Source organism: Acinetobacter sp. LT1, assembly GCF_059800965.1.
Genome location: NZ_JBBAXE010000013.1, coordinates 22,109 through 43,889, shown reverse-complemented (window position 1 = coordinate 43,889; position 21,781 = coordinate 22,109). Strand labels below are relative to the sequence as shown.

At 39.7% G+C, this 21,781-nt stretch carries 19 protein-coding genes; 17 read left to right on the top strand and 2 right to left on the bottom strand.

Translation table 11 applies throughout. The features are described 5' to 3' along the window. Positions 1–55: 55 nt before the first annotated feature. Positions 56–1,345 (top strand): phosphopyruvate hydratase, encoded by a 1,290-nt coding sequence (eno, locus tag WBW42_RS13420; protein ID WP_002121066.1) that lies wholly within the window; start codon positions 56–58, stop codon positions 1,343–1,345. 83 nt (positions 1,346–1,428) lie between these two features. Here eno and WBW42_RS13415 read toward each other — a convergent pair whose 3' ends face one another. Continuing rightward, complete coding sequence (locus WBW42_RS13415) at positions 1,429–2,106, bottom strand: DUF421 domain-containing protein (protein ID WP_032055988.1); 678 nt, start codon at positions 2,104–2,106, stop codon at positions 1,429–1,431. Positions 2,107–2,468: 362 nt separating this feature from the next. Further along, on the bottom strand, positions 2,469–3,149 hold the full coding sequence (locus WBW42_RS13410) for a hypothetical protein (protein ID WP_032055990.1): 681 nt from the start codon (positions 3,147–3,149) through the stop codon (positions 2,469–2,471). A 376-nt stretch (positions 3,150–3,525) separates the two neighbouring features. Between WBW42_RS13410 and WBW42_RS13405 the strand changes: the two genes are divergently transcribed. From WBW42_RS13405 to WBW42_RS13330, 16 genes are all read left to right on the top strand, one after another. Further along, positions 3,526–5,709: a TonB-dependent siderophore receptor gene (locus WBW42_RS13405; protein WP_032055992.1), complete on the top strand. Its 2,184-nt coding sequence runs from the start codon at positions 3,526–3,528 to the stop codon at positions 5,707–5,709. A 277-nt stretch (positions 5,710–5,986) separates the two neighbouring features. Next, positions 5,987–6,376, top strand: coding sequence for a cell division protein FtsB (ftsB, locus tag WBW42_RS13400; protein WP_005069056.1), 390 nt, complete (start codon positions 5,987–5,989; stop codon positions 6,374–6,376). Beyond that, positions 6,342–7,058, top strand: coding sequence for a 2-C-methyl-D-erythritol 4-phosphate cytidylyltransferase (ispD, locus tag WBW42_RS13395; protein ID WP_032055994.1), 717 nt, complete (start codon positions 6,342–6,344; stop codon positions 7,056–7,058). The genes ftsB and ispD overlap by 35 nt, the downstream gene beginning before the upstream one ends. A gap of 345 nt (positions 7,059–7,403) precedes the next feature. After that, the gene (locus WBW42_RS13390; RefSeq protein ID WP_005069060.1) at positions 7,404–8,075 is read left to right on the top strand and encodes a 3-oxoacid CoA-transferase subunit A; all 672 of its coding nucleotides are present in this window, start codon (positions 7,404–7,406) and stop codon (positions 8,073–8,075) included. Between the two features lie 18 nt (positions 8,076–8,093). After that, entirely contained in the window at positions 8,094–8,747 is a 654-nt protein-coding gene (locus tag WBW42_RS13385) for a 3-oxoacid CoA-transferase subunit B (RefSeq protein ID WP_032055996.1), read from the top strand. Between the two features lie 12 nt (positions 8,748–8,759). Continuing rightward, complete coding sequence (pcaF, locus tag WBW42_RS13380; protein WP_032055998.1) at positions 8,760–9,971, top strand: 3-oxoadipyl-CoA thiolase; 1,212 nt, start codon at positions 8,760–8,762, stop codon at positions 9,969–9,971. A gap of 2 nt (positions 9,972–9,973) precedes the next feature. Further along, a complete protein-coding gene (gene pcaB, locus WBW42_RS13375; RefSeq protein WP_032056000.1) occupies positions 9,974–11,332 on the top strand; it encodes a 3-carboxy-cis,cis-muconate cycloisomerase in 1,359 nt (452 codons plus the stop codon). Further along, positions 11,329–12,114 (top strand): 3-oxoadipate enol-lactonase, encoded by a 786-nt coding sequence (gene pcaD, locus WBW42_RS13370; protein WP_032056001.1) that lies wholly within the window; start codon positions 11,329–11,331, stop codon positions 12,112–12,114. The genes pcaB and pcaD overlap by 4 nt, the downstream gene beginning before the upstream one ends. Before the next feature lie 42 nt (positions 12,115–12,156). Then, a complete protein-coding gene (pcaK, locus tag WBW42_RS13365) occupies positions 12,157–13,512 on the top strand; it encodes a 4-hydroxybenzoate transporter PcaK (RefSeq protein WP_032056002.1) in 1,356 nt (451 codons plus the stop codon). Positions 13,513–13,527: 15 nt separating this feature from the next. After that, positions 13,528–13,941: a 4-carboxymuconolactone decarboxylase gene (gene pcaC / locus WBW42_RS13360; protein WP_000997505.1), complete on the top strand. Its 414-nt coding sequence runs from the start codon at positions 13,528–13,530 to the stop codon at positions 13,939–13,941. A 10-nt stretch (positions 13,942–13,951) separates the two neighbouring features. Next, a complete protein-coding gene (gene pcaH / locus WBW42_RS13355) occupies positions 13,952–14,677 on the top strand; it encodes a protocatechuate 3,4-dioxygenase subunit beta (protein ID WP_032056003.1) in 726 nt (241 codons plus the stop codon). A gap of 14 nt (positions 14,678–14,691) precedes the next feature. After that, positions 14,692–15,321, top strand: a complete 630-nt coding sequence (pcaG, locus tag WBW42_RS13350) for a protocatechuate 3,4-dioxygenase subunit alpha (protein ID WP_032056004.1) — start codon at positions 14,692–14,694, stop codon at positions 15,319–15,321. Between the two features lie 75 nt (positions 15,322–15,396). After that, positions 15,397–16,224 (top strand): type I 3-dehydroquinate dehydratase, encoded by an 828-nt coding sequence (gene aroD, locus WBW42_RS13345; protein WP_080777154.1) that lies wholly within the window; start codon positions 15,397–15,399, stop codon positions 16,222–16,224. A 19-nt stretch (positions 16,225–16,243) separates the two neighbouring features. Next, positions 16,244–17,695: a right-handed parallel beta-helix repeat-containing protein gene (locus WBW42_RS13340; protein ID WP_032056006.1), complete on the top strand. Its 1,452-nt coding sequence runs from the start codon at positions 16,244–16,246 to the stop codon at positions 17,693–17,695. 65 nt (positions 17,696–17,760) lie between these two features. After that, positions 17,761–19,080: a carbohydrate porin gene (locus tag WBW42_RS13335; RefSeq protein ID WP_032056007.1), complete on the top strand. Its 1,320-nt coding sequence runs from the start codon at positions 17,761–17,763 to the stop codon at positions 19,078–19,080. Positions 19,081–19,162: 82 nt separating this feature from the next. Continuing rightward, positions 19,163–21,592, top strand: coding sequence for a glucose/quinate/shikimate family membrane-bound PQQ-dependent dehydrogenase (locus WBW42_RS13330; RefSeq protein WP_284105341.1), 2,430 nt, complete (start codon positions 19,163–19,165; stop codon positions 21,590–21,592). The last annotated feature ends 189 nt before the right edge of the window (positions 21,593–21,781 follow it).

The window sequence follows — 21,781 nt, the reverse complement described above, 5'->3', positions numbered from 1 at the left end:
ATAACCCTTACGCTGCTTTAACCGCAGCTCATATTCATTCAAAGAGGAATTGTTCATGAGCCAAATCGTTGACATTCGTGCACGTGAAATTTTGGACTCTCGTGGTAACCCAACCATCGAAGCAGACGTAATTTTAGAATCTGGGGTTGTTGGTCGTGCATGTGCACCATCTGGTGCTTCAACTGGTTCTCGTGAAGCTTTAGAACTACGTGACGGTGATAAATCGCGTTACTTAGGTAAAGGCGTTCGTACAGCAGTTAATAACGTTAATACGTTGATTCGTGATGCTTTGTTGGGTAAATCAGTTTTTGAGCAAAAAGACATTGATAATACAATGATCGCGCTTGACGGTACTGAAAACAAAGAGAAATTAGGTGCTAACGCAACTTTAGCTGTGTCATTGGCTGCTGCGCGCGCTGCTGCTGAAGAAAAGAAACTTCCTCTTTTCCAATACATCGCAGATCTTCGTGGTCAAACAATTTTGACAATGCCTGTACCGATGATGAACATCTTAAATGGTGGTGAGCATGCGGACAACACTGTTGATATTCAAGAGTTCATGATTGAGCCTGTAGGTTTCACTTCATTTGCTGAAGCTTTACGTGCTGGTGCTGAAGTATTCCATTCTTTAAAATCAGTTTTAAAGAAACAAGGTTTGAATACTGCTGTAGGTGATGAAGGTGGTTTTGCTCCTAACTTACGTTCTAACGAAGAAGCAATTCAAATCATTTTACAAGCAATTGAATTGACTGGTTACAAAGCTGGTTCAGACATGATGCTTGCACTTGACTGCGCATCTTCAGAATTCTACAAAAATGGTCAATACGTTTTAGAAGGTGAAGGTAACCGTGCATTTACAAGCCATCAGTTTGCAGATTATTTAGCTGGCCTTGTAAATCAATATCCAATTATCTCAATCGAAGATGGTCTTGATGAGTCTGATTGGGAAGGCTGGAGCTACTTGACTTCAATCCTTGGTGATAAAATCCAATTGGTTGGTGATGACTTGTTCGTAACTAATCCTAAGATTTTACAACGTGGTATTGATGAAAAAGTTGGTAACTCAATCTTAATCAAATACAACCAGATCGGTACTTTGACTGAAACTTTAGATGCAATCTATCTTGCTAAAGCAAATGGTTATTCGACTGTTATTTCTCACCGTTCTGGTGAAACAGAAGATTCTACTATTGCTGACTTAGCAGTAGGTACAGCTGCTGGTCAAATCAAGACTGGTTCACTTTGCCGTTCTGACCGTGTGTCTAAGTACAACCAATTACTTCGTATTGAAGAATTGACTAAAGCTGCTTACCGCGGTAAAGCTGAATTTAAAGGTTTAAACTAATCTTTAAATAAAAAGTTAAAATTAATTTTTTAACATTTGAAGGTGCTATTTTCTGTTTTTAATAGGAAATAGCACCTTTTTTATTATCCTAATCGGCGTGTTTTTAAAGACTTAGCCCAACTGTGATGTTTGCAGCGGGTACATTCTTGATCGATTTTATTTAAAATTTTAGTTTCACCACACTTCATACAGGAATAAAAAGTATTAATTTTCAGTACATCGGCTTTACGGTAGGCATCAGGGAATAGTGGCAAGCCCCATTTTACATCTTCATCTTCAAAATAAAGCAGACTGAGAATACCGTCCGACTCCAACAAAGCTGTTCTTACTTGTCCAAGGTGCTCAACATTTTGTTGACGCATTTCTGAGAAAAACTCATCATGAGAATATGATTGTTTTTGGAAATCTTTGTAGACTACAAGGCCATCCTTAACAATACAAAGCGCTTTTCCTTCTAGTAAATCTTCAATTTTTTTATGCTTTACCATACTCCATGTAGCAAAGCGATAAAGAAAAAGAATAACAACAAACGCGACGAAGGCATGGGCAATAGGTAAGTCTTCGGTAAACATCGGGTCACCGGCGGCTGAACCTAAACATAAAATAATTGCGAGTTCAAAAAGGGAGAGCTGACGTATACCTCGTTTACCGGATAATCTTAAAAAACTAATAATGATGATGAACATTACGGTACATCGAACCAAAATTTCTAAAACAAATTTCCAAGTCGTGTCACCAATGAAAATATTAAAAAAATCCATTTTTTTCTCCTTATTAAAATAGTTAGAAGAGATCCTTATAAATTCTTAACAAAGTAAAAAATAAAAAAATATACTTTTTAGGTAGTTATTAGTTAAAAGCTCGAAATATATGTGACTTTTTATAAATTTATTTCAACTAATTCTCTACGAAGAAGTTTACTGTTGATAGCGTGACCAAGCTGATTTATTGCAAAGTAGATCTATTAAAAAGGTACTTTTACTTTATATGAGCTTGTATTTAAATGGGAGATAAAAGATATACTTTGTGGGTGGTTTCTTATTATTAAATAAATTCTCCTTAAGAAAGATATGACTGTGAATATAATTAATAATCAAAAATTTATTATATTTAATAAGATAGTTTAACGACAATTAGAGGTATAGGGGATGGCATCTAAACGTTTTTGAAAAGCATGAGGATCCATAATATTTTTATACATTTGTTGATAAGTTTTTTTGTGATCTTCAATATTATGATAGTCGATAATTTCTTGGAGTTTGTCTTTGTATTCTATATGACCAGCATTGAACATCGCTGCATAGTGTCCCCATAAAGCATATTGATATCTTAAAGCAGCTTTTGGGATCAAATTTATCTCGGTTAAATAACTATTAGCAGTTTCTTCATAGCATTCTTTTATTTGATAAGGGTCTCTTTTCATTTTGCTTAAAAAAATACATTGCATCTCTTGTAGCTTTGAACTATCTGTTTTAGCTAGTATTTTTTCGGTAACACTATATGCTTCATTAAGACAACCTAAATGTACAAGTATTTTGCGTTTAGTTTTTAAAATATTTAGATTGTTCTCGTTAGAAGGTATCTTTTTCAATAAGTTTTTAAATCTTAAGTGAGCAGTTGTTTGGTCTTGTTCCGTGTTTAATTTATAAATAATTTCATTATATTCATATATATAAGTATTATTTGGTTTGTGCTGCTTCTGATAGTCCTTCGTATTAATTATTTTAGAAGGACTATCATCAGTATGGTTATTACAAGCGCTCAAACCTAAGCTTACTAAAGAAAATGCTAAAACTTTATGCACTACAACTTGTACCTTTTATTCTCTCTTAAGAGGTTTGAGAAGAATAATAAAATATAAAAGAAAATACTGTTTAGTTTATTATTTTTTGAGTTAATCATAAAACTATTGCATAACATTTTATTGGCTAATTGAAAAGAGCAATAAATTTAAAAGATGTGATGACCAAAACAAGGTTTGAAGAGAGTGAAAATATATAAGTGATTAGAACCATTGATAATTTAATTTAAACAAATAGGAATAATTATTAATATATTGTTGATAACAATTATCATTCATGTTAATTTTTGTGCCGACTTTTGCTGCTGTGTAACAAGAACCAAAGTAGCAAAAGGCTAAGGAATCTCGCACAGCACATTGGTTATTATGGAATTTTCTTATGTACACTCCGCCCTTTAGAAAAGCGTTTACATCTCATCCCTTAGCACTTGCTATGGCTTTAATTGCTCCTTCAATTGTTTATGCAGATGAGACAAATGGAACAGCCACTTTAGAAACGATAAAAGTGCAAGCAGAAGAAGATTCCGCTGTTACCGAAGGTTCGGGCAGCTATACAGCAAAAAGCACAAATACTTCTACAAAATTAAATTTATCTCTTCGTGAAACACCACAGTCGGTGAAGGTTTTAACCCGTGAATATTTAGATGATCGGAAAATCGATTCTTTTCAAGATTTAATGAACAATATTACGGGTGTTTCGACCTCACGTACTGATGAGCGTCAGAAAGTTTATGCACGTGGTTTTGAGGTAGATTATTACTTAATAGATGGAATACCGAGCACGATTAATTTAGGTACAGGGGACCTTGATTTAGATATTTATGATCGCGTCGAGGTGGTGAAAGGTGCTAATGGCTTAACCACAGGTGCGGGCAATCCAGCGATGGCGCTGAACATGATTCGTAAACATGCAAACTCAAAAGAACTTAGTGGTAATGTCAGCACATCATTAGGCTCATGGAACTCTTGGAGTAGTTCAGCAGATATTTCTACATCGCTTAACGCTGATGGTTCATTGCGTGGACGTATGTTTGTGAAGCATTCTGATGAAAATTCATTTATGGATTTTTATGAGAAAGAACGGAATGTATTTTATGGTGCCCTTGATTATGATCTGAGCGATAAAACAAGTATGTCACTTGGAGCTACTTATCAAGAATTGCATCGTGATGGTATCCGCTGGGGCGGTACACCTGCGTTTTATACTGATGGGACTCGTACCAATTTTTCTAGAAGCTTAACAGTAAGCGCACCTTGGACATATTGGGATGTGAATACAACGGCAGTGTTTGCGAACTTAAAACAAAATTTATTTAGTGATGTTAATTTAAATGTTGCTTATACCTTCCGCAAAGAAGATACGGACTCCATGTTGTTATATACAGCTGGAAGAGTAGATAAGGCAACCAACACCAGTCCACTAAAAAATATAGATGATAATAAAAAGGATAATGTTTCTGTATATGGTGCAAAAGCTGCCAGTGAAGAAAACAATATTGATGTTTTTATCAATGCGCCATTTATGCTTTTTAATCGCCCACAAGAAATCATCATTGGTGGATCTTGGAATAAGAATGAAAAGACCAAAGATCTTTCTGGTGGTTCTAATGCAAACAAAGAGATTGAAAAATATTTAGGTGGCCCGCTTAACTATAATGATATAGCGCAAGAATTACTTCAGCCACTGGTACTAAATACTAGAGGTGCACTCAATGAAACCACACAAACTGCTGCATATGTTGCGGGTAAATTTCAAATTCTCGATCCTTTAAAAATTATTGCTGGTGCACGTTTATCTAACTGGAAATATAAATCTGAAAATGATAAAGGTAACCGTGAATTTAACAATGAATTAGCACCATATATTGGCGCTATTTATGATTTTGCCCAAGATCATTCTGTGTATGCGAGTTATACAGAAATTTTCAAACCTCAAGATCGTAAAGATGTAAATGATCAATATATTGACCCCATTACAGGTAAGAGTTATGAAGCTGGCTTAAAAAGTGAGTGGTTTGGGGGGCGTTTAAATACAGCGTTGTCAGTATTTCGAATAGAACAATCTAATTTTGCTGAATCGATACCTGACACGTTCATTATTCGCAATGGTACACAAACTACCGAGCAGGCCTATCGCGCTGTAGATGGGGTTGAAAGTAAAGGTTTTGAGTTTGAAGCTGATGGCGAGATTAATGACAATTGGGGTATTAATTTCGGTATTGCTAATTTTGAAGCAAAAGATGCAAAGGGTACGAAGGTTAATACGACAAACTCTCGAACAACTTCAAATTTATTTGTTAAGTACAAAGTTAATCAGTGGAGTGCAGGACTTGGCTTAAATTATAAGAGTAAATACTATACGGGTAGTGGAAGCTCTCGTATTGAGCAAGATGCTTATGTTTTAGCAAGTGCGATGCTTGGCTATCAAGTAGATAAAAATATTAAACTTCAATTTAATATCGATAATATTTTTGATGAGAAATATTATGAAGGTATTGGTGAAAACTCAATGAATTGGGGAACACCACGAAATGCAACGCTGAGTGTTCGTTATAATTTTTGATATAGACATACTCACATAATTAACCGATTTATAAAAGCCCTCAAAAGAGGGCTTTTTTGTGCGTAGATTGATTTATAAGCAGTTGTACTTATAAATATTATTTCCCTTTCAAATTCCATTCATTTTTGACAAAATGAAACATGTCACAATGGTCAATTAAAGTAATATGCCCATTAATAATTTTGCTTAAATTTTTGCAGGAATTTCGCATGCTACTTCTTAATTACTATACAATACAATCTCTTAACGAAAGTTTTTAATTAAAAATCTTAATGATATGTTAGAAGTATTTCGATCCACTTCAAGCAAACTGATATTGCTACTGGTTATTGTTTTAGTAGCCATACTGCAATATCAATTTTGGTTAGGTGAGGGCGGTTATCTCCCTCATCAAGCTCTCATGCAACAAATTCAGCAACAAGCTGAAGTAAATGAAGAGCTTAAAGAACGAAACCGTATTTTGGCAGCAGAGGTTTTTGACCTGAAAAATGGTACAGAAGCAATTGAAGAACATGCTCGCCTTGATCTTGGTTTGGTTAAACCACATGAGACATTTGTTCAAATGAGTACCATCAGTACCCATTACAAGCCTATTTATATTGACCCGAACGCTAAAGTTGATTTGGAAACGAATGAGACACCTGCATCCCCAGATATCCCAGACTAAATTATGGGCAGTTATTCCAGCTGCAGGGTCAGGAAGCCGATTTTCTAAAACTGAATTGAAACAGTATCAATATATTCAGAATACGACTGTTTTAGAACATACTGTTCGGCGTATAAGTCAACTTCCATTAAATGGTTATGTTCTGGCAATTGGTACCCAAGATACTTTTGCTCAGACTCTCGCATTTCAAAATATAGATAAGGCTCATTTTTGTATGGGTGGGGCAGAACGAGTCCATTCAGTATTAAACGCATTAAATCATCTTTTAACTTTTGCTGACGAAAATGATTGGGTGCTTGTGCATGATGCAGCTCGGCCTTGTGTAACAATTGATTGTTTAAATGCGCTTGTGGCAAATGCAATTGAATCAAATGAGAGTGCTATTTTAGCGATTCCTGTTCGTGACACGTTAAAGCAGGTTGAAGTAAATAATCATATTAATAAAACGGTAAGCCGTGATTTCTTATGGCAAGCGCAAACCCCTCAAATTACGAAAATCGGTAAACTCAAAAAAGCAATTGAATACGCTTTAGAAAATAATATTGCTATTACCGATGAGGCAAGTGCACTTGAATATATGGGTGAAACTGTACAGGTTGTGATGGGGCGTTCTGATAATATCAAAATTACTTATCCCGATGATTTAGAACTTGCACGTTTAATTTTACAATCACAGTCTTAAGATAAAAATCGAATAATAAATTGTAGTTTTAATTGTAAAATAGCCTAAGTAAATATTTCATTTCTACATATCTATTTATAAGAATTAATGTTTTTTACACCTCAAATCGATAAGATTAGTTGAGTAATTTACTTAGATAATGTTCGATAATCGAACAAAATATATTTATAGCGAACAAAACTGTATCTAGCTTACTAGATCAAAATACGAAAATTATCAAAAATGTTTAAAAGGGAAATCTAAGGGAAACACTCGGGATTGAGTGAAATATTTATCTATTCTTCTCGCCTCAGTGTGCCTAACTCTCTTATCTCTCTTCTTCAATGAGCACAATGGAGTTGTCTAATGATTGACAAAAGTAAGTCCTCACTAAGCGAGGTTCTATCGCAGATTAAAGATGGTGCAACCATTCTGATTGGTGGTTTCGGTACCGCAGGACAACCCGCTGAACTCATTGATGGTCTTATTGAACTCGGTGTTAAAGGCTTAACCATTGTCAGCAACAATGCCGGTAATGGTGACTATGGTCTGGCGAAACTGCTTAAAGCAGGTTCAGTTAAAAAAGTCATCTGTTCTTTCCCACGTCAGTCAGATTCTTATGTATTTGATGAACTTTATCGTGCTGGAAAGGTCGAGCTTGAAGTGGTACCACAAGGTAATCTGGCTTGCCGTATTCAGGCTGCGGGTATGGGCCTAGGTGCGGTATTTACCCCAACTGGCTTTGGAACACTTTTAGCTGAAGGTAAAGAAACCCGTGAGATTGATGGGAAAGATTATGTGCTTGAGTATCCGATCAAGGCTGACTTTGCCTTGATTAAAGCCTACAAAGGCGATCGCTGGGGCAATCTGGTTTACCGTAAATCTGCACGTAACTTTGGCCCGATTATGGCGATGGCTGCGGATGTCACTATTGCTCAGGTTTCTGAAGTGGTTGAACTCGGTGGATTAGACCCTGAGCACATCATCACCCCAGGTATCTTTGTACAGCACGTTGTACAAGTAGCGCCAGCACAGTAAGCAATAAGGAGAAATAACATGAGCTACCAGAAACTCAGCCGTGACCAGATTGCACAACGTGTGGCACAAGATATTCCCGATGGTGCCTATGTGAACCTAGGTATTGGCTTACCGACCAAGATTGCCAGCTACTTACCTAACGACAAAGATATTTTTCTTCATTCTGAAAATGGCCTATTGGCTTTTGGCCCACCGCCAGCTGCAGGTGAAGAAGACCCTGAACTGATTAATGCGGGTAAAGAGTTTGTGACCATGCTTGAAGGTGGCAGCTTTTTCCATCATGGCGACTCATTTGCGATGATGCGTGGTGGTCACCTTGATATTGCAGTACTCGGTGCATTTCAGGTTGCTGCGAATGGTGACTTGGCCAACTGGCATACAGGTGCACCCGATGCGATTCCTGCTGTGGGTGGTGCGATGGATTTAGCTGTAGGTGCCAAGAAAGTATTTATCACCACAGATCATGTGACCAAACAAGGTGAGCCGAAGATTGTGGCTGAGCTAACTTATCCAGTAACAGGTAAAAAATGTGTTGACCGTATTTACACGGACCTGTGTGTGATTGACGTGACCGAAGATGGTTTAAAGGTGATTGAGAAAGTGGAAGGTCTTAGCTTTGATGAGTTACAGGCTTTAACGGGTGCAACTTTGATTGATGCAACTCAAGGGTAAGGAAATAGGGAAATGACATTAAAAAACGCTTATATCATCGATGCCATCCGTACCCCATTTGGCCGTTATGCCGGTGGCCTTGCACCTGTCCGTGCCGATGACCTTGGTGCTGTGCCGATCAAAGCCTTAATTCAGCGTAACCCAAATGTAGATTGGGAACAGGTCGATGATGTGATCTATGGCTGTGCCAACCAAGCCGGTGAAGATAACCGTAATGTCGGTCGTATGTCAGCACTACTTGCAGGTTTACCGTATCAGGTGCCCGCAACCACCATTAATCGTCTATGTGGTTCTTCACTCGATGCGATTGCCATTGCTGCTCGTGCCATTAAGGCTGGTGAAGCGAATTTGGTGATTGCTGGTGGTGTGGAAAGCATGAGCCGTGCACCCTATGTGATGGGTAAGTCTGACAGTGCCTTTGGCCGTAGCCAGAAGATTGAAGACACCACCATGGGATGGCGTTTCATTAACCCTAAACTTAAAGAATTGTATGGTGTAGATACCATGCCCCAGACTGCCGAAAACGTCGCTGAACAGTTTAACGTGAATCGTGCAGATCAGGACCAGTTTGCCTTGGTGAGCCAACAACGCACCGCAAGCGCGCAAGCCAAAGGCTTTTTTTCTAAAGAAATCGTGCCAGTTGAAATCCCTCAGCGTAAGGGTGATGCTGTTGTGATTGATACCGATGAGCATCCTCGTGCATCAACCACACTTGAAGGCTTAAGCAAACTTAAACCTGTTGTCAAAGCAGATGGTTCAGTGACTGCAGGTAATGCTTCAGGCATTAATGATGGTGCAGCCGCATTACTTATTGCTTCTGATGAGGCAGTTCAAGCTTACAACCTCAAACCACGTGCCAAGATCATTGCTTCAACAGCGGTCGGTGTAGAACCACGTATTATGGGTTTTGCTCCGGCACCAGCCATTAAAAAATTACTTAAACAAGCCAACCTGACTTTAGAGCAAATGGATGTAATTGAGCTAAATGAAGCTTTTGCTGCTCAGGCTTTGGCCGTGACCCGTGATTTAGGCTTGCCAGATGATAGCAACAAGGTAAATCCAAACGGTGGTGCAATTGCATTGGGTCATCCACTTGGTGCTTCAGGTGCACGCCTCGTAACTACAGCCTTAAACCAGCTTGAACAAACGGATGGTCGTTATGCCTTGTGTTCAATGTGTATTGGTGTGGGGCAAGGCATCGCATTGATTATTGAGAGAGTCTAATCATGAGCCAGTTATATGCCAGCTTGTTTTACCAAAAAGACGTCACTGACATCTTTAGTGACTCATCTTTAATCAAATACATGATTGAGGTTGAAGTTGCGTTAGCGCAAGCACAGGCACAAGTTGGTGTGATTCCTCAAAATGCGGCTAATACCATTGCACAAGTAGCTGAGCAGGCATTAGACAAGTTTGATTTTTCCGCTTTGGCTGTAGCAACAGGCTTAGCTGGAAATATCGCAATTCCATTTGTAAAACAGCTTACGGCAATCGTTAAAGATGTTGATGAAGATGCTTCACGTTATGTGCATTGGGGTGCAACAAGTCAGGATATTTTAGACACAGCTTGTATTTTGCAATGCCGTGATGCGTTGAACCTTGTGGAAGATCAACTTCAACAATGCTATGCGACTGCATTACAGCAAGCTAAGCAATATCGCCATCAAGTCATGATTGGACGTACATGGTTACAGCAAGCTTTGCCCATTACTTTGGGACACAAGCTTGCTCGTTGGGCTTCTACATTTAAACGTGATTTAGATCGTATTCAAGCCATGAAGTCACGTGTACTCACTGCTCAGTTAGGTGGGGCTGTAGGTTCTTTAGCTTCTTTGCAAGATCAAGGTTCACTTGTGGTAAATGCATTTGCCCAAAAACTGAATCTGACTGTACCGACAAGTACATGGCATGGTGAGCGTGACCGTATTGTAGAAATTGCAAGTGTACTTGGCATGATTGTCGGGAATACGGGCAAGATGGCACGTGATTGGTCGCTCATGATGCAAACTGAAATTGCAGAGTTGTTTGAACCAACTGCGAAAGGTCGTGGTGGTTCATCAACCATGCCGCATAAGCGTAATCCAGTTGCGGCAGCATCCGTATTAGCCGCGGCGAATCGTGTACCAGCACTTATGTCTAGCATTTATCAAAGCATGGTACAGGAACATGAGCGTAGCTTAGGCGCGTGGCATGCAGAATGGTTAGCAGTTCCAGAAATCTTTCAGCTTTGTGCTGGAGCATTAACTCGTACTGGTGAAGTTTTACAAGGTTTTGAAGTGAATGCTGAACATATGCAACAGAACCTTGAGTGTACCAACGGGTTAATTATGGCAGAAGCTGTGATGATGGCACTTGCTCCAAAAATTGGACGTTTAAATGCTCATCATGTTGTTGAAGCAGCTTGTAAAACAGCCGTGGCTCAAAAGCAGCATTTATCTGAGGTTGTTAGTCAGTTAGATGAAGTAAAAGAACATTTTAGTCAAACAGAAATTTTGGAAATATTTAAAGCAGAAAACTATTTAGGCAATATTCAGCAACAGATTGATGCTGTTCTGCAAGAAGCACAAGGAGGAGACATAAAGTGAAACAGTTTATAACCAATCGACAAGGTAAACAGCTCGCTATATATACCGACGGCTTAAAAGATGCTCCAGCACTTGTGTTATCTAACTCCTTAGGAACAGATCATGGAATGTGGCAGCCACAAGTAGATGAACTTAAAAGTCATTTTAATGTCATTACATACGATACACGTGGTCATGGCGAAAGTGATGTGGTCGCTGAAACATCTTTACAAAATTTAGGTGAAGATGTTGCTGATATTTTAAATGCCTTAGATATTGAAAAAGCTCATTTTTGTGGCATTTCAATGGGCGGAATTACAGGGCTTTGGTTAGCTATCCATTACCCAGAGCGCTTTTTAAGTATTACGGTTGCGAACTCGGCAGCCAAAATTGGTCAGGCGGAGGCTTGGTTGAGTCGTGCTGAGTCTGTGGAACAGAATGGTTTAGCTGAGTTGGTTAAAACCACGCACACACGTTGGTTTAGCGAAAAATTCGACTATCAACATAATGTGGTTGCACAAACGACGATTCAAAGTCTGGCAAACACACCAGCACAAGGTTATGCCAATGCTTGTCGTACTTTAGCAGATGCTGATTTAAGAGATGAAATTACACAAATCCAAGTTCCAGTATTGCTCATTGCAGGAACGGCAGATCCAGTGACCACAGTAGCAGATGCTGAGTTTATGCAGAATGCTATTAAGAACAGTCAAATTGCTAAATTAGAAGCATCTCATCTTTCTAATATTGAGCAACCGCAAAGATTTACTCAGGAATTGACTAGGTTTATTCAGCAAATCTAATAGCTTAGTAGTTTAAAAGGAATTGGCCTTAAGGAGGCAAATATGGCGTCTCAGGATTACGCTGCACCAAATAAAAGTATCGATGCTCAAGCATTAATTAATGATGCTCCACTCAGTAAGTATCAATGGATGATCGCAATCATCTGTTTCTTAATTATTTTTACTGATGGTATCGATACTGCTGCAATGGGTTTTATCGCTCCAGCTTTGGCTCAAGACTGGGGTGTTGATCGCTCTCAGTTAGGCCCAGTGATGAGTGCTGCACTTGGTGGAATGATTATTGGAGCTTTGGTTTCTGGCCCAACAGCTGACCGTTTTGGTCGCAAAATCGTACTGGCTTTTTCGATGCTTGTGTTCGGTGGTTTTACTTTTGCATCTGCGTATGCAACCAACTTAGATAGTCTTGTCGTTTTACGCTTTTTGACAGGTATTGGTTTGGGTGCAGCTATGCCAAATGCCACTACATTATTTTCTGAATACTGCCCAACACGCATTCGCTCATTACTCGTGACCTGTATGTTCTGTGGTTATAACTTAGGTATGGCAACAGGTGGTTTTATCAGTAGTTGGCTGATCCCGACTTATGGTTGGCACAGTCTGTTTTTACTTGGCGGCTGGTCACCTTTGATCTTAATGATTTTGGTGATTTTAGTTTTACCTGAGTCTTACCGCTTTTTAATTGTGAAAGGTAAGAATCCTGAAAAAGTACGCAAAATCTTAAATCATATTGCACCAGCTCAGATCCAAAATGCGACTGCATTTCACGTACCTGAAGAGAAAACCGAGACAGCTCAAAAGAAAAATGTCTTTGGAATTATGTTTTCTAAACCATATGCAAAAGGAACACTTTTGCTTTGGTTGACCTATTTCATGGGGCTCGTGGTTGTTTACTTGCTTACAAGCTGGTTACCAACGCTTATGCGTGAAACAGGTGCCTCAATGGAGCGTGCTGCATTTATCGGTGGATTGTTCCAGTTTGGTGGTGTGGTAAGTGCCTTGTTTATTGGTTGGGCGATGGACAAATTCAACCCGAACCGAGTGATTGCTATTTTCTACTTTGCTGCAGGTCTATTTGCGATTGCTGTTGGTCAAAGCTTAGGAAATTCAACATTACTTGCAGTATTGGTGCTTTGTGCGGGTATCGCAATTAACGGTGCGCAATCTTCAATGCCAGCGTTAAGCGCTCGTTTCTATCCAACGCAGTGCCGTGCAACTGGCGTGTCTTGGATGACTGGTATTGGACGCTTCGGTGCGGTATTTGGTGCTTGGATTGGTGCTGTACTACTCGGCAATGATTGGTCGTTTACCGCCATTCTTAGTTTATTACTAATTCCAGCGACTGCTGCGGCTGTTGCTGTATTTGTTAAATCAATTGTTGCGCATACCGATGCAACTTAATAGAGGTCTATCACAATGAATGATGAACAACGCTATAAACAAGGCATTGAGGTGCGGACTGAAGTTTTGGGTGAAAAGCATGTTGGTCGGTCTTTGCAAAATCTGAATGACTTTAACCAAGATTTTCAAAATTTTATTAGCCGTTATGCATGGGGTGAGGTGTGGTCTCGTCCAGGCTTACCGCGTCATACACGTAGTTTAGTCACTATCGCAATTTTATTGGCGCTTGGTCGTGAAGACGAACTACGCATGCATTTACGTGCTTGCTTTAACAATGGTGTAACTAAAGAAGATTTAAAAGAGTTGATCTTACATAGCTCACTCTATGCAGGTTTACCTGCTGCAAACGCTGCAATGCATATGGCTGAAGAAGTCTTTAAAGAGTTGGGGATAGAAGTAAACCCAATTGCAGCGAAAGAACAGGATTAAGGAGATAAAGATGTCACAACATAGCTGGGGTGCTTACGCCCAACGTAATACAGATGATCATCCACCAGCATATACGCCAGGTTATAAAACAAGTGTATTACGTTCGCCAAAAAATGCATTGATCTCTATTAATGAGACTTTAACTGAAGTTACTGCACCGCATTTTTCTTCAAGTTTGTTTGGCCCAAAAGATAACGATTTAATTTTGAACTATGCCAAAGATGGTTTGCCAATTGGTGAGCGTGTCATTGTTCATGGCTATGTTCGTGATCAATTTGGTCGTCCTGTAAAAAATGCACTTCTAGAAGTATGGCAGGCCAACGCTTCTGGTCGTTACCGTCATCCAAACGACAAGTTTATTGGTGCAATGGATCCTAACTTTGGTGGTTGTGGTCGTACCTTAACTGATGAAAACGGTTTTTATATTTTCCGTACCATTAAACCGGGTCCGTACCCATGGCGTAACCGTATTAATGAATGGCGTCCTGCACATATTCATTTCTCTTTAATTGCTGATGGTTGGGCTCAGCGTCTGATTTCGCAGTTTTATTTTGAAGGCGATACGCTCATTGACACTTGCCCGATCTTAAAAACGATTCCTTCTGAAGATCAACGTCGTGCATTGATTGCACTAGAAGATAAAAACAACTTTATCGAAGCAGATAGCCGTTGTTACCGTTTTGACATCACTTTACGTGGACGTCGAGCGACTTACTTCGAAAACGAATTGACTTAATCGGGAGCACGAGCATGAATAACTGGAATTTTCAGGAACTAAAAGAAACTCCGTCTCAAACAGGTGGACCTTACGTTCACATTGGGCTATTGCCACAACAAGCAAATATTGAAGTGTTTGAAAACAACTTTAATAACCAGTTAGTACAAGATCAGACCAAAGGTGAGCGTATTCGTCTTGAAGGCCAAGTGTTTGACGGATTAGGTTTACCGCTACGCGATGTGCTGATTGAGATTTGGCAAGCTGATGCGAACGGTATTTATCCAAGTCAGGCAGATACGCGTGAGCAAAAAGCTGATCCTGCATTTCAAGGTTGGGGCCGTACAGGTGCAGACTTTGAAACGGGTGTTTGGAGCTTTAATACAATTAAGCCGGGCGCGACAGCAGGCCGTAAAGGTTCAACTCAAGCACCTCATATTGCATTAGTCATTTTTGCTCGCGGTATTAACTTGGGTCTTCATACACGAGTTTATTTTGACGATGAAGCAGAGGCAAATGCCAACGACCCGATTCTAAATAGCATTGAATGGGCACCACGTCGTCAAACACTTATTGCAAAACGTTTTGAAGAAAATGGTGAAGTTGTTTACCGCTTTGATATTCGTATTCAAGGCGATAACGAAACAGTATTTTTTGATATTTAAGAAACACCTAAGGCTACACATGATTGTCCATGGATGCGTGTAGCCTTTCTAAAGGATGGTATGACAGAGATGAAAATGAAAACATTATTAAGCTTAAGTTTGCTTGCACTCCCATTTTTCACAGCACAGGTAAATGCTGAACCTGTTGCTTTAGCTACTCAAACACAATCTGCGACTACAGCAGTTAAAACAATTGTTCCAATTACAGCAAAAACCAAAGAACAAGCTTTAGCGCAAGCTCAAGTGATTGCGAATACAGCAGATGCTGATTTGGCAGAGTTCCGTATCGACTTACTCAGTTTTGCGAGTGATACGAAACAAGTGATTGCATTGGGGCATGAATTAAAAAAGATTTTAGGCAATAAACCAATGATTGCCACAATTCGTACCAAAAACGAAGGTGGTCAGCTTGAAATTAGCGATGCTGATTATGGAAAGACTTATCAGGCTTATTTAAAAAATCCGTTCATGGACTGGTTAGATGTTGAAATGTTCCGTGATCAAAAAGTAGTTTCAGAAATTGTTCAAAAAGCACATCAAAAGAAAGTGCTGATTGTCATGTCTAATCATGACTTCCAAAAAACGCCTAGCCAAGATGAAATTGAAAAACGCCTGTTAAAACAAGATCAAATGGGGGCAGATATTCTAAAAATTGCCGTAATGCCAAAATCCAAACAAGACGTTTTCACTTTAATGAACGCAACTTTAAAAGTAAGTCAGCAAACCACTAAACCATTGTTAACGATGTCGATGGGGCAACTTGGTACGATTTCGCGTGTTGCGACTGCCAACATGGGCGGAAGTTATAGCTTTGGCATGATTGGTGAGGCTTCTGCACCGGGTCAAATTGATGTGACCAAGCTCAAACAGATTTTACAAACAGTTCAACCAACAAACCCATAAATCATAAGGATATGATGAAATGAATACATTACGTTTAACTACTCTTGCATTAGGTTTGATGGTTTCAGGCATAGCTGCGGCTCAAACTTATGTGGTTGACCGTTATCAAGACGATAGCAATAAAGGCTCTTTACGTTGGGCAATTGAACAAGCCAATGCAAACCCAAGCGAAGCTAGCGACATTTTGATTCAAGCAGTAGGTAAAGCGCCTTATGCGATTAAATTAAATAGTGCACTTCCTGAAATTAAAGCACCTGTCAAAATCATTGGTACACAGTGGGATAAAACTGGCGAATACATCGCAATTGATGGTTCAAATTATATTAAAGGCGAAGGTGCAAAAGCTTGTCCTGGGGCAAACCCTGAGCAGTACGGCACTAATGTACGTACGATGACTTTACCGGGGTTGGTATTGCGTGACGTCAACAATGTCACTTTAAAAGGTTTAGACATCCATCGCTTCTGTATTGGGGTATTGATTAACCGTTCAAGCAATAACCTCATCCAACACAACCGTATTAGTAATAACTACGGCGGTGCTGGTGTCATGCTCACTGGTGATGATGGTCAAGGTAACCCAACCGCAACCACCACCAATAACAACAAAGTTTTAGACAATATTTTCCAAGACAATGGTGATGGTCTAGAGCTGACACGTGGTGCTGCGTTTAACTTAATTGCGAATAATCATTTTGTTTCAACCAAAGCAAATCCTGAACCATCACAAGGTATTGAAATCTTGTGGGGTAATGATAATGCCGTAGTTGGTAATAAATTCGAAAACTACTCCGATGGCTTACAGATTAACTGGGGTAAGCGTAACTATATCGCTTACAACGAAATGACCAATAACTCGATTGGTTTCAACATGACAGGCGATGGCAACATTCTTGATAGCAATAAAGTACATGGTAACCGTATTGGTGTAGCCATCCGTTCTGAAAAAGATGCAAATGCAAGAATTACATTGACTAAAAACCTGATTTGGGACAATGGTAAAGATATTAAACGCTGTGAAGCGGGTGGTTCATGTGTACCAGATCAGCGTTTGGGTGCAATTGTATTTGCTGTGCCTGCACTTGAGCATGCAGGATTTGTAGGTTCTCGTGGTGGTGGTGTGGTTGTTGACCCATCTAAACAACAAAAAACATGTACTCAGCCAAATGAACAAGGCTGTAATGCTCAACCTAATCAGGGTATTAAAGCTCCTAAATTAACTGCAAATAAAGGTTCAGTTGCTGTAGAAGTCAATGGCTTGCCAAATCAACGCTATCAAGTTGAATTTTTTGGTAATCAAAATGCATCATCAAAAGAAGCTGAGCAATATTTAGGAGCAATAACTGTTGCGACAGATGCACAAGGGATCGCAAAAGCGAATTGGAAGCCGTCTGTAAAAGTTGCCTCAATTACAGCGAATATTACTGATCGTTTTGGCGCAACATCTGAGCTTGGTTTTACAAGTGTTAAATAACAATAAGGAAAGCGCCTCATATGAGGCGCAGCATAGAAATATAGAAATGATAAAAGGGACTTGAAATGTCAAATTTAATGAAACTGAGTGTTTTAACGCTCGCTGTATTAGGTAGCCAATTTGCGCTCGCGAATGAGCCTTGGTCACAAGACCGTCAATGGTTGCTAGGTGACTGGAATGGAAAACGCCAGCAATTAGAGCAGCAGGGCTATAAATTTACAGCTTCTATTATGAGCCAAAGTGCCACAAATTTAGATGGTGGTTACAACGACAGCAATACTTTTGAAAATGCTGCACAACTTTCTTTAGGTGCAAACCTCGATTTAGAAAAAATTGCTGGGTGGAAAGATACAACAGTCAATTTAGTTGTGACCAAACGTGATGGTAATGCATTAACTCTCGAGCGTATTAAAGACCCACGTTCTAGCCAATTGGGCAATGCTCAAGAAATTTATGGTCGCGGTAAAATCTGGCGTTTATCCCAAGCATGGGTGAAGAAGGGCTTTGTTGATAATACTGTACAGGTCAAATTTGGCCGTATGGGAATGTCAGAGGACTTTAACAGTTCTCAATGTGAATTTCAGAACTTATTGCTCTGCGGTGGGCAGTTAGGAAAATCAATCGGTTCAATTTGGTATAACTCACCAGTAGGTGTTTGGGCGACAAACGTTAAATATCAGTTTGCACCTGAATGGACTTTGGGATTAGGTGTGTATGAAGTAAATCCAGACAACATTAAAACCGAATCAAACAGTGATGGTTTTAATCTGGATATGAACAATGTGAAGGGCGCCACCATACCTGTTGAGCTGGCGTGGAAACCAAAACTTGCTGCTTTTAATGGTTTACCGGGTGAATATAAAGTAGGTGCGTTGTACTCAACCGCAGAAGCAAATGATATTAAAACTGCGGGTAAAGTGCATGACGGAAAACAAAGCTTCTGGCTTAATGCACAACAACAACTGACGAATAATGGCCAAGATCCGAAACGCGGTTTATATGTAAGTTTTAATGGCGTTGTAAATGATAAGGCAACAACTTTTGTTCAAAGTACTCAACAACTTGCTCTTTGGTATAAGGGGCCATTTAATAGCCGTCCAAATGATTCGATTGGTTTTGGTATAGCCAATTATGTAGTTAATGACCGTGCTAAAGATAAACAGATCGCAACAAATGAAAGTCGTGGATATTACAGCTATGATCCGATTGCATCTGACTATATTCCAATACAAGACGACGAGCTAAATGTCGAGTTGAACTATACCTATCAATGGTCTCCGGCCGTCATGTTACGTCCAAACATTCAATATATTCATCAACCTGCTGGTGTAAAAGAGGTTGATGATGCTTGGGTGGCTGGTCTTAGTGTGAAAGTCAATTTTTAACAATATTGATGGCTGGTTAGACATAGTTTAACTGGCCCAAATGCTTGAACTATTCGGGTTCAGTATATGTGGAGTAGGATCTATGTCTGAGTCAGATTCTAAGTTTCATATCTTATTCAAAATATGGTGTTTTATATTAGGTCTAGTTTTATTGGCTACTGGTGTTTTTTACATCGTAGGTGGTGGAAAGCTAGTATCTCTTGGTGGTTCTTGGTATTTCCTTATAACGGGATTATTTATCACCATTTCTGCAATTAGTATTTTCCGAAAAAAAGCGCTGGGTGTCTGGATTTTTGCGGCTGTTTTTGTTGGTACCGTAATTTGGTCATTTATTGATGCTGGATGGGAATTTTGGCCGTTATTTTCGCGCTTAATGTTTCCTGCTGGTCTTTTTGCTGCCTTGCTATTTACTTTGCCTTCAATCCGACGTTACCAATTTCAAACGAGTTTGGCATCTTCATCCTATGCGGTAGGTGGATTAGTTGTTGTGGGAATGTTGATTGCGCTCTATCAAATGTTCCAACCACATCCAACAGTAGCAAGTTCAGGTGAAAAACTACCTCTAGTACCAGTTGATCCTGCAAAAAAACAGGTAAATTGGGAAAATTATGGTAATGATGCAGGTGGTAGCCGCTTTGTTGCTCTCGATCAAATTAACCGAGATAACGTTCATAAATTAAAAGAAGCTTGGCGCTTTAGAACGGGCGACTTTACAACGGGTAGCGGTAATGGTGCCGAAGACCAAATGACTCCGCTACAAGTTGGAAATAAAGTGTTTTTATGTACACCACATAACAACATTTTTGCGATAGATGCTGATTCGGGCAAACAACTCTGGAAAGCTGAGGTGAACTCTACAGCCGATGCTTGGGAACGTTGCCGCGGTGTTGCATACTTTGATTCAACAAAACCGCTTGTACAACCAACTTTAGCTGGTGCAAATGCAGTAACTGCGGTTGCAACCAATACACAATGTCCACGCCGTGTATATACCAATACACCTGATGGTCGTTTAATTGCAGTGAATGCAGATAACGGTCAGCGCTGTGCTGATTTTGGTGTAAATGGAACGGTTGATTTGCTAGAAGGTCTTGGCGCGGGAACAAAAGCTCCACGTTTTGAAGTGACTTCTGCACCGACTATTGCTGGAACAACTATTGTGGTGGGTAGCCGTATTGCCGACAACGTAGCCGCAGATATGCCAGGTGGTGTTATTCGTGGTTATGACGTGATTACGGGTAAACTTCGCTGGGCATTTGACCCGCGCAATCCAAACCCGAATTATGTTCTTAAACCGGGTGAAACCTATAAACGTAGTTCAGCAAACTCATGGGCTGCAATGTCATATGATCCGCAAATGAATACGGTGTTCTTACCTATGGGTAGTTCATCTGTCGATATTTGGGGTGGTAACCGTAATCCATTGGATCATAAATACAATACTTCTGTGTTAGCACTTGATGCGACAACAGGTAAAGAGAAGTGGGTCTATCAAACTGTTCATAACGATTTATGGGACTTTGACTTACCAATGCAACCGAGTTTGGTTGACTTCCCATTAAAAGATGGTACGACTAAACCAGCTGTTGTCATTGGAACCAAATCAGGCCAATTCTTTGTTCTTGACCGAGTAACGGGTAAACCGTTGACTAAAGTAATTGAACAGCCAGTTAAACCTGCCAATATTCCGGGTGAACAATACAGCTTAACTCAACCTCGTTCAGTTGAAATGCCTCAAATTGGTAATCAGACTTTAACTGAGTCAGATATGTGGGGCGCAACGCCGTTCGATCAACTGATGTGTCGTATTAACTTCAAGTCAATGCGTTACGAAGGCCTATTTACTGCACCGGGCACTGATGTTTCTTTAAGCTTCCCGGGTTCTTTAGGTGGTATGAACTGGGGTAGCATCGCTTTTGACCCGACTCATCGTTATATGTTCGTGAACGATATGCGCCTTGGTTTGTGGATTCAATTGATGGAGCAAACTCCTGAAGATATTAAGATTCAGGCGAATGGCGGAGAGAAAGTAAACACAGGTATGGGAGCTGTACCAATGAAAGGTACACCATATAAAGTGAATAAAAACCGCTTTATGTCGGCTCTAAGTATTCCTTGTCAAAAACCACCATTTGGCACCATGACTGCAATTGACATGAAAACTCGTCAAGTTGCATGGCAAGTACCATTAGGTACAGTGGAAAATACTGGGCCGATGGGTATTAAGATGGGCTTAAAGGCACCGATTGGTATGCCAACAATTGGCGGGCCGATGGCAACTCAAGGTGGCTTGGTTTTCTTTGCCGCAACACAAGATTACTACTTACGTGCATTTGATTCATCTACAGGTAAGGAACTATGGAAATCACGCATGCCAGTAGGTAGCCAAGGAACACCAATAAGCTATGTTTCACCTAAAACAGGTAAACAGTATGTGGTTGTTACCGCAGGTGGAGCACGTCAATCACCTGATCATGGTGATTATGTGATTGCTTATAGCTTAGAACAATAATTAAGAAAGGCAAAAGAGAGTATTTCTCTTTTGCCTTATCCTTTAATATATTTTTTATATAAAAGAGTAAAAGTAAATTCTATATTTTTAACTAGATAGCTTTACCAAATAGTAAAAAAGTGCTTGATGTTGTTGCTAAACTTGAAATAGTCTTATGGTCAATTCAGCCTGAACGCTAGATATAGCTTA

Bases quoted from the DNA above. Each gene is read 5' to 3' on its own strand.
- eno (WP_002121066.1), top strand. From the start codon at position 56: ATGAGCCAAATCGTTGACATTCGTGCACGTGAAATTTTGGACTCTCGT.
- WBW42_RS13415 (WP_032055988.1), bottom strand. From the start codon at position 2,106: ATGGATTTTTTTAATATTTTCATTGGTGACACGACTTGGAAATTTGTT.
- WBW42_RS13405 (WP_032055992.1), top strand. From the start codon at position 3,526: ATGTACACTCCGCCCTTTAGAAAAGCGTTTACATCTCATCCCTTAGCA.
- ftsB (WP_005069056.1), top strand. From the start codon at position 5,987: ATGTTAGAAGTATTTCGATCCACTTCAAGCAAACTGATATTGCTACTG.
- ispD (WP_032055994.1), top strand. From the start codon at position 6,342: ATGAGACACCTGCATCCCCAGATATCCCAGACTAAATTATGGGCAGTT.
- WBW42_RS13390 (WP_005069060.1), top strand. From the start codon at position 7,404: ATGATTGACAAAAGTAAGTCCTCACTAAGCGAGGTTCTATCGCAGATT.
- WBW42_RS13385 (WP_032055996.1), top strand. From the start codon at position 8,094: ATGAGCTACCAGAAACTCAGCCGTGACCAGATTGCACAACGTGTGGCA.
- pcaF (WP_032055998.1), top strand. From the start codon at position 8,760: ATGACATTAAAAAACGCTTATATCATCGATGCCATCCGTACCCCATTT.
- pcaB (WP_032056000.1), top strand. From the start codon at position 9,974: ATGAGCCAGTTATATGCCAGCTTGTTTTACCAAAAAGACGTCACTGAC.
- pcaK (WP_032056002.1), top strand. From the start codon at position 12,157: ATGGCGTCTCAGGATTACGCTGCACCAAATAAAAGTATCGATGCTCAA.
- pcaC (WP_000997505.1), top strand. From the start codon at position 13,528: ATGAATGATGAACAACGCTATAAACAAGGCATTGAGGTGCGGACTGAA.
- pcaH (WP_032056003.1), top strand. From the start codon at position 13,952: ATGTCACAACATAGCTGGGGTGCTTACGCCCAACGTAATACAGATGAT.
- pcaG (WP_032056004.1), top strand. From the start codon at position 14,692: ATGAATAACTGGAATTTTCAGGAACTAAAAGAAACTCCGTCTCAAACA.
- aroD (WP_080777154.1), top strand. From the start codon at position 15,397: ATGAAAACATTATTAAGCTTAAGTTTGCTTGCACTCCCATTTTTCACA.
- WBW42_RS13340 (WP_032056006.1), top strand. From the start codon at position 16,244: ATGAATACATTACGTTTAACTACTCTTGCATTAGGTTTGATGGTTTCA.
- WBW42_RS13335 (WP_032056007.1), top strand. From the start codon at position 17,761: ATGTCAAATTTAATGAAACTGAGTGTTTTAACGCTCGCTGTATTAGGT.
- WBW42_RS13330 (WP_284105341.1), top strand. From the start codon at position 19,163: ATGTCTGAGTCAGATTCTAAGTTTCATATCTTATTCAAAATATGGTGT.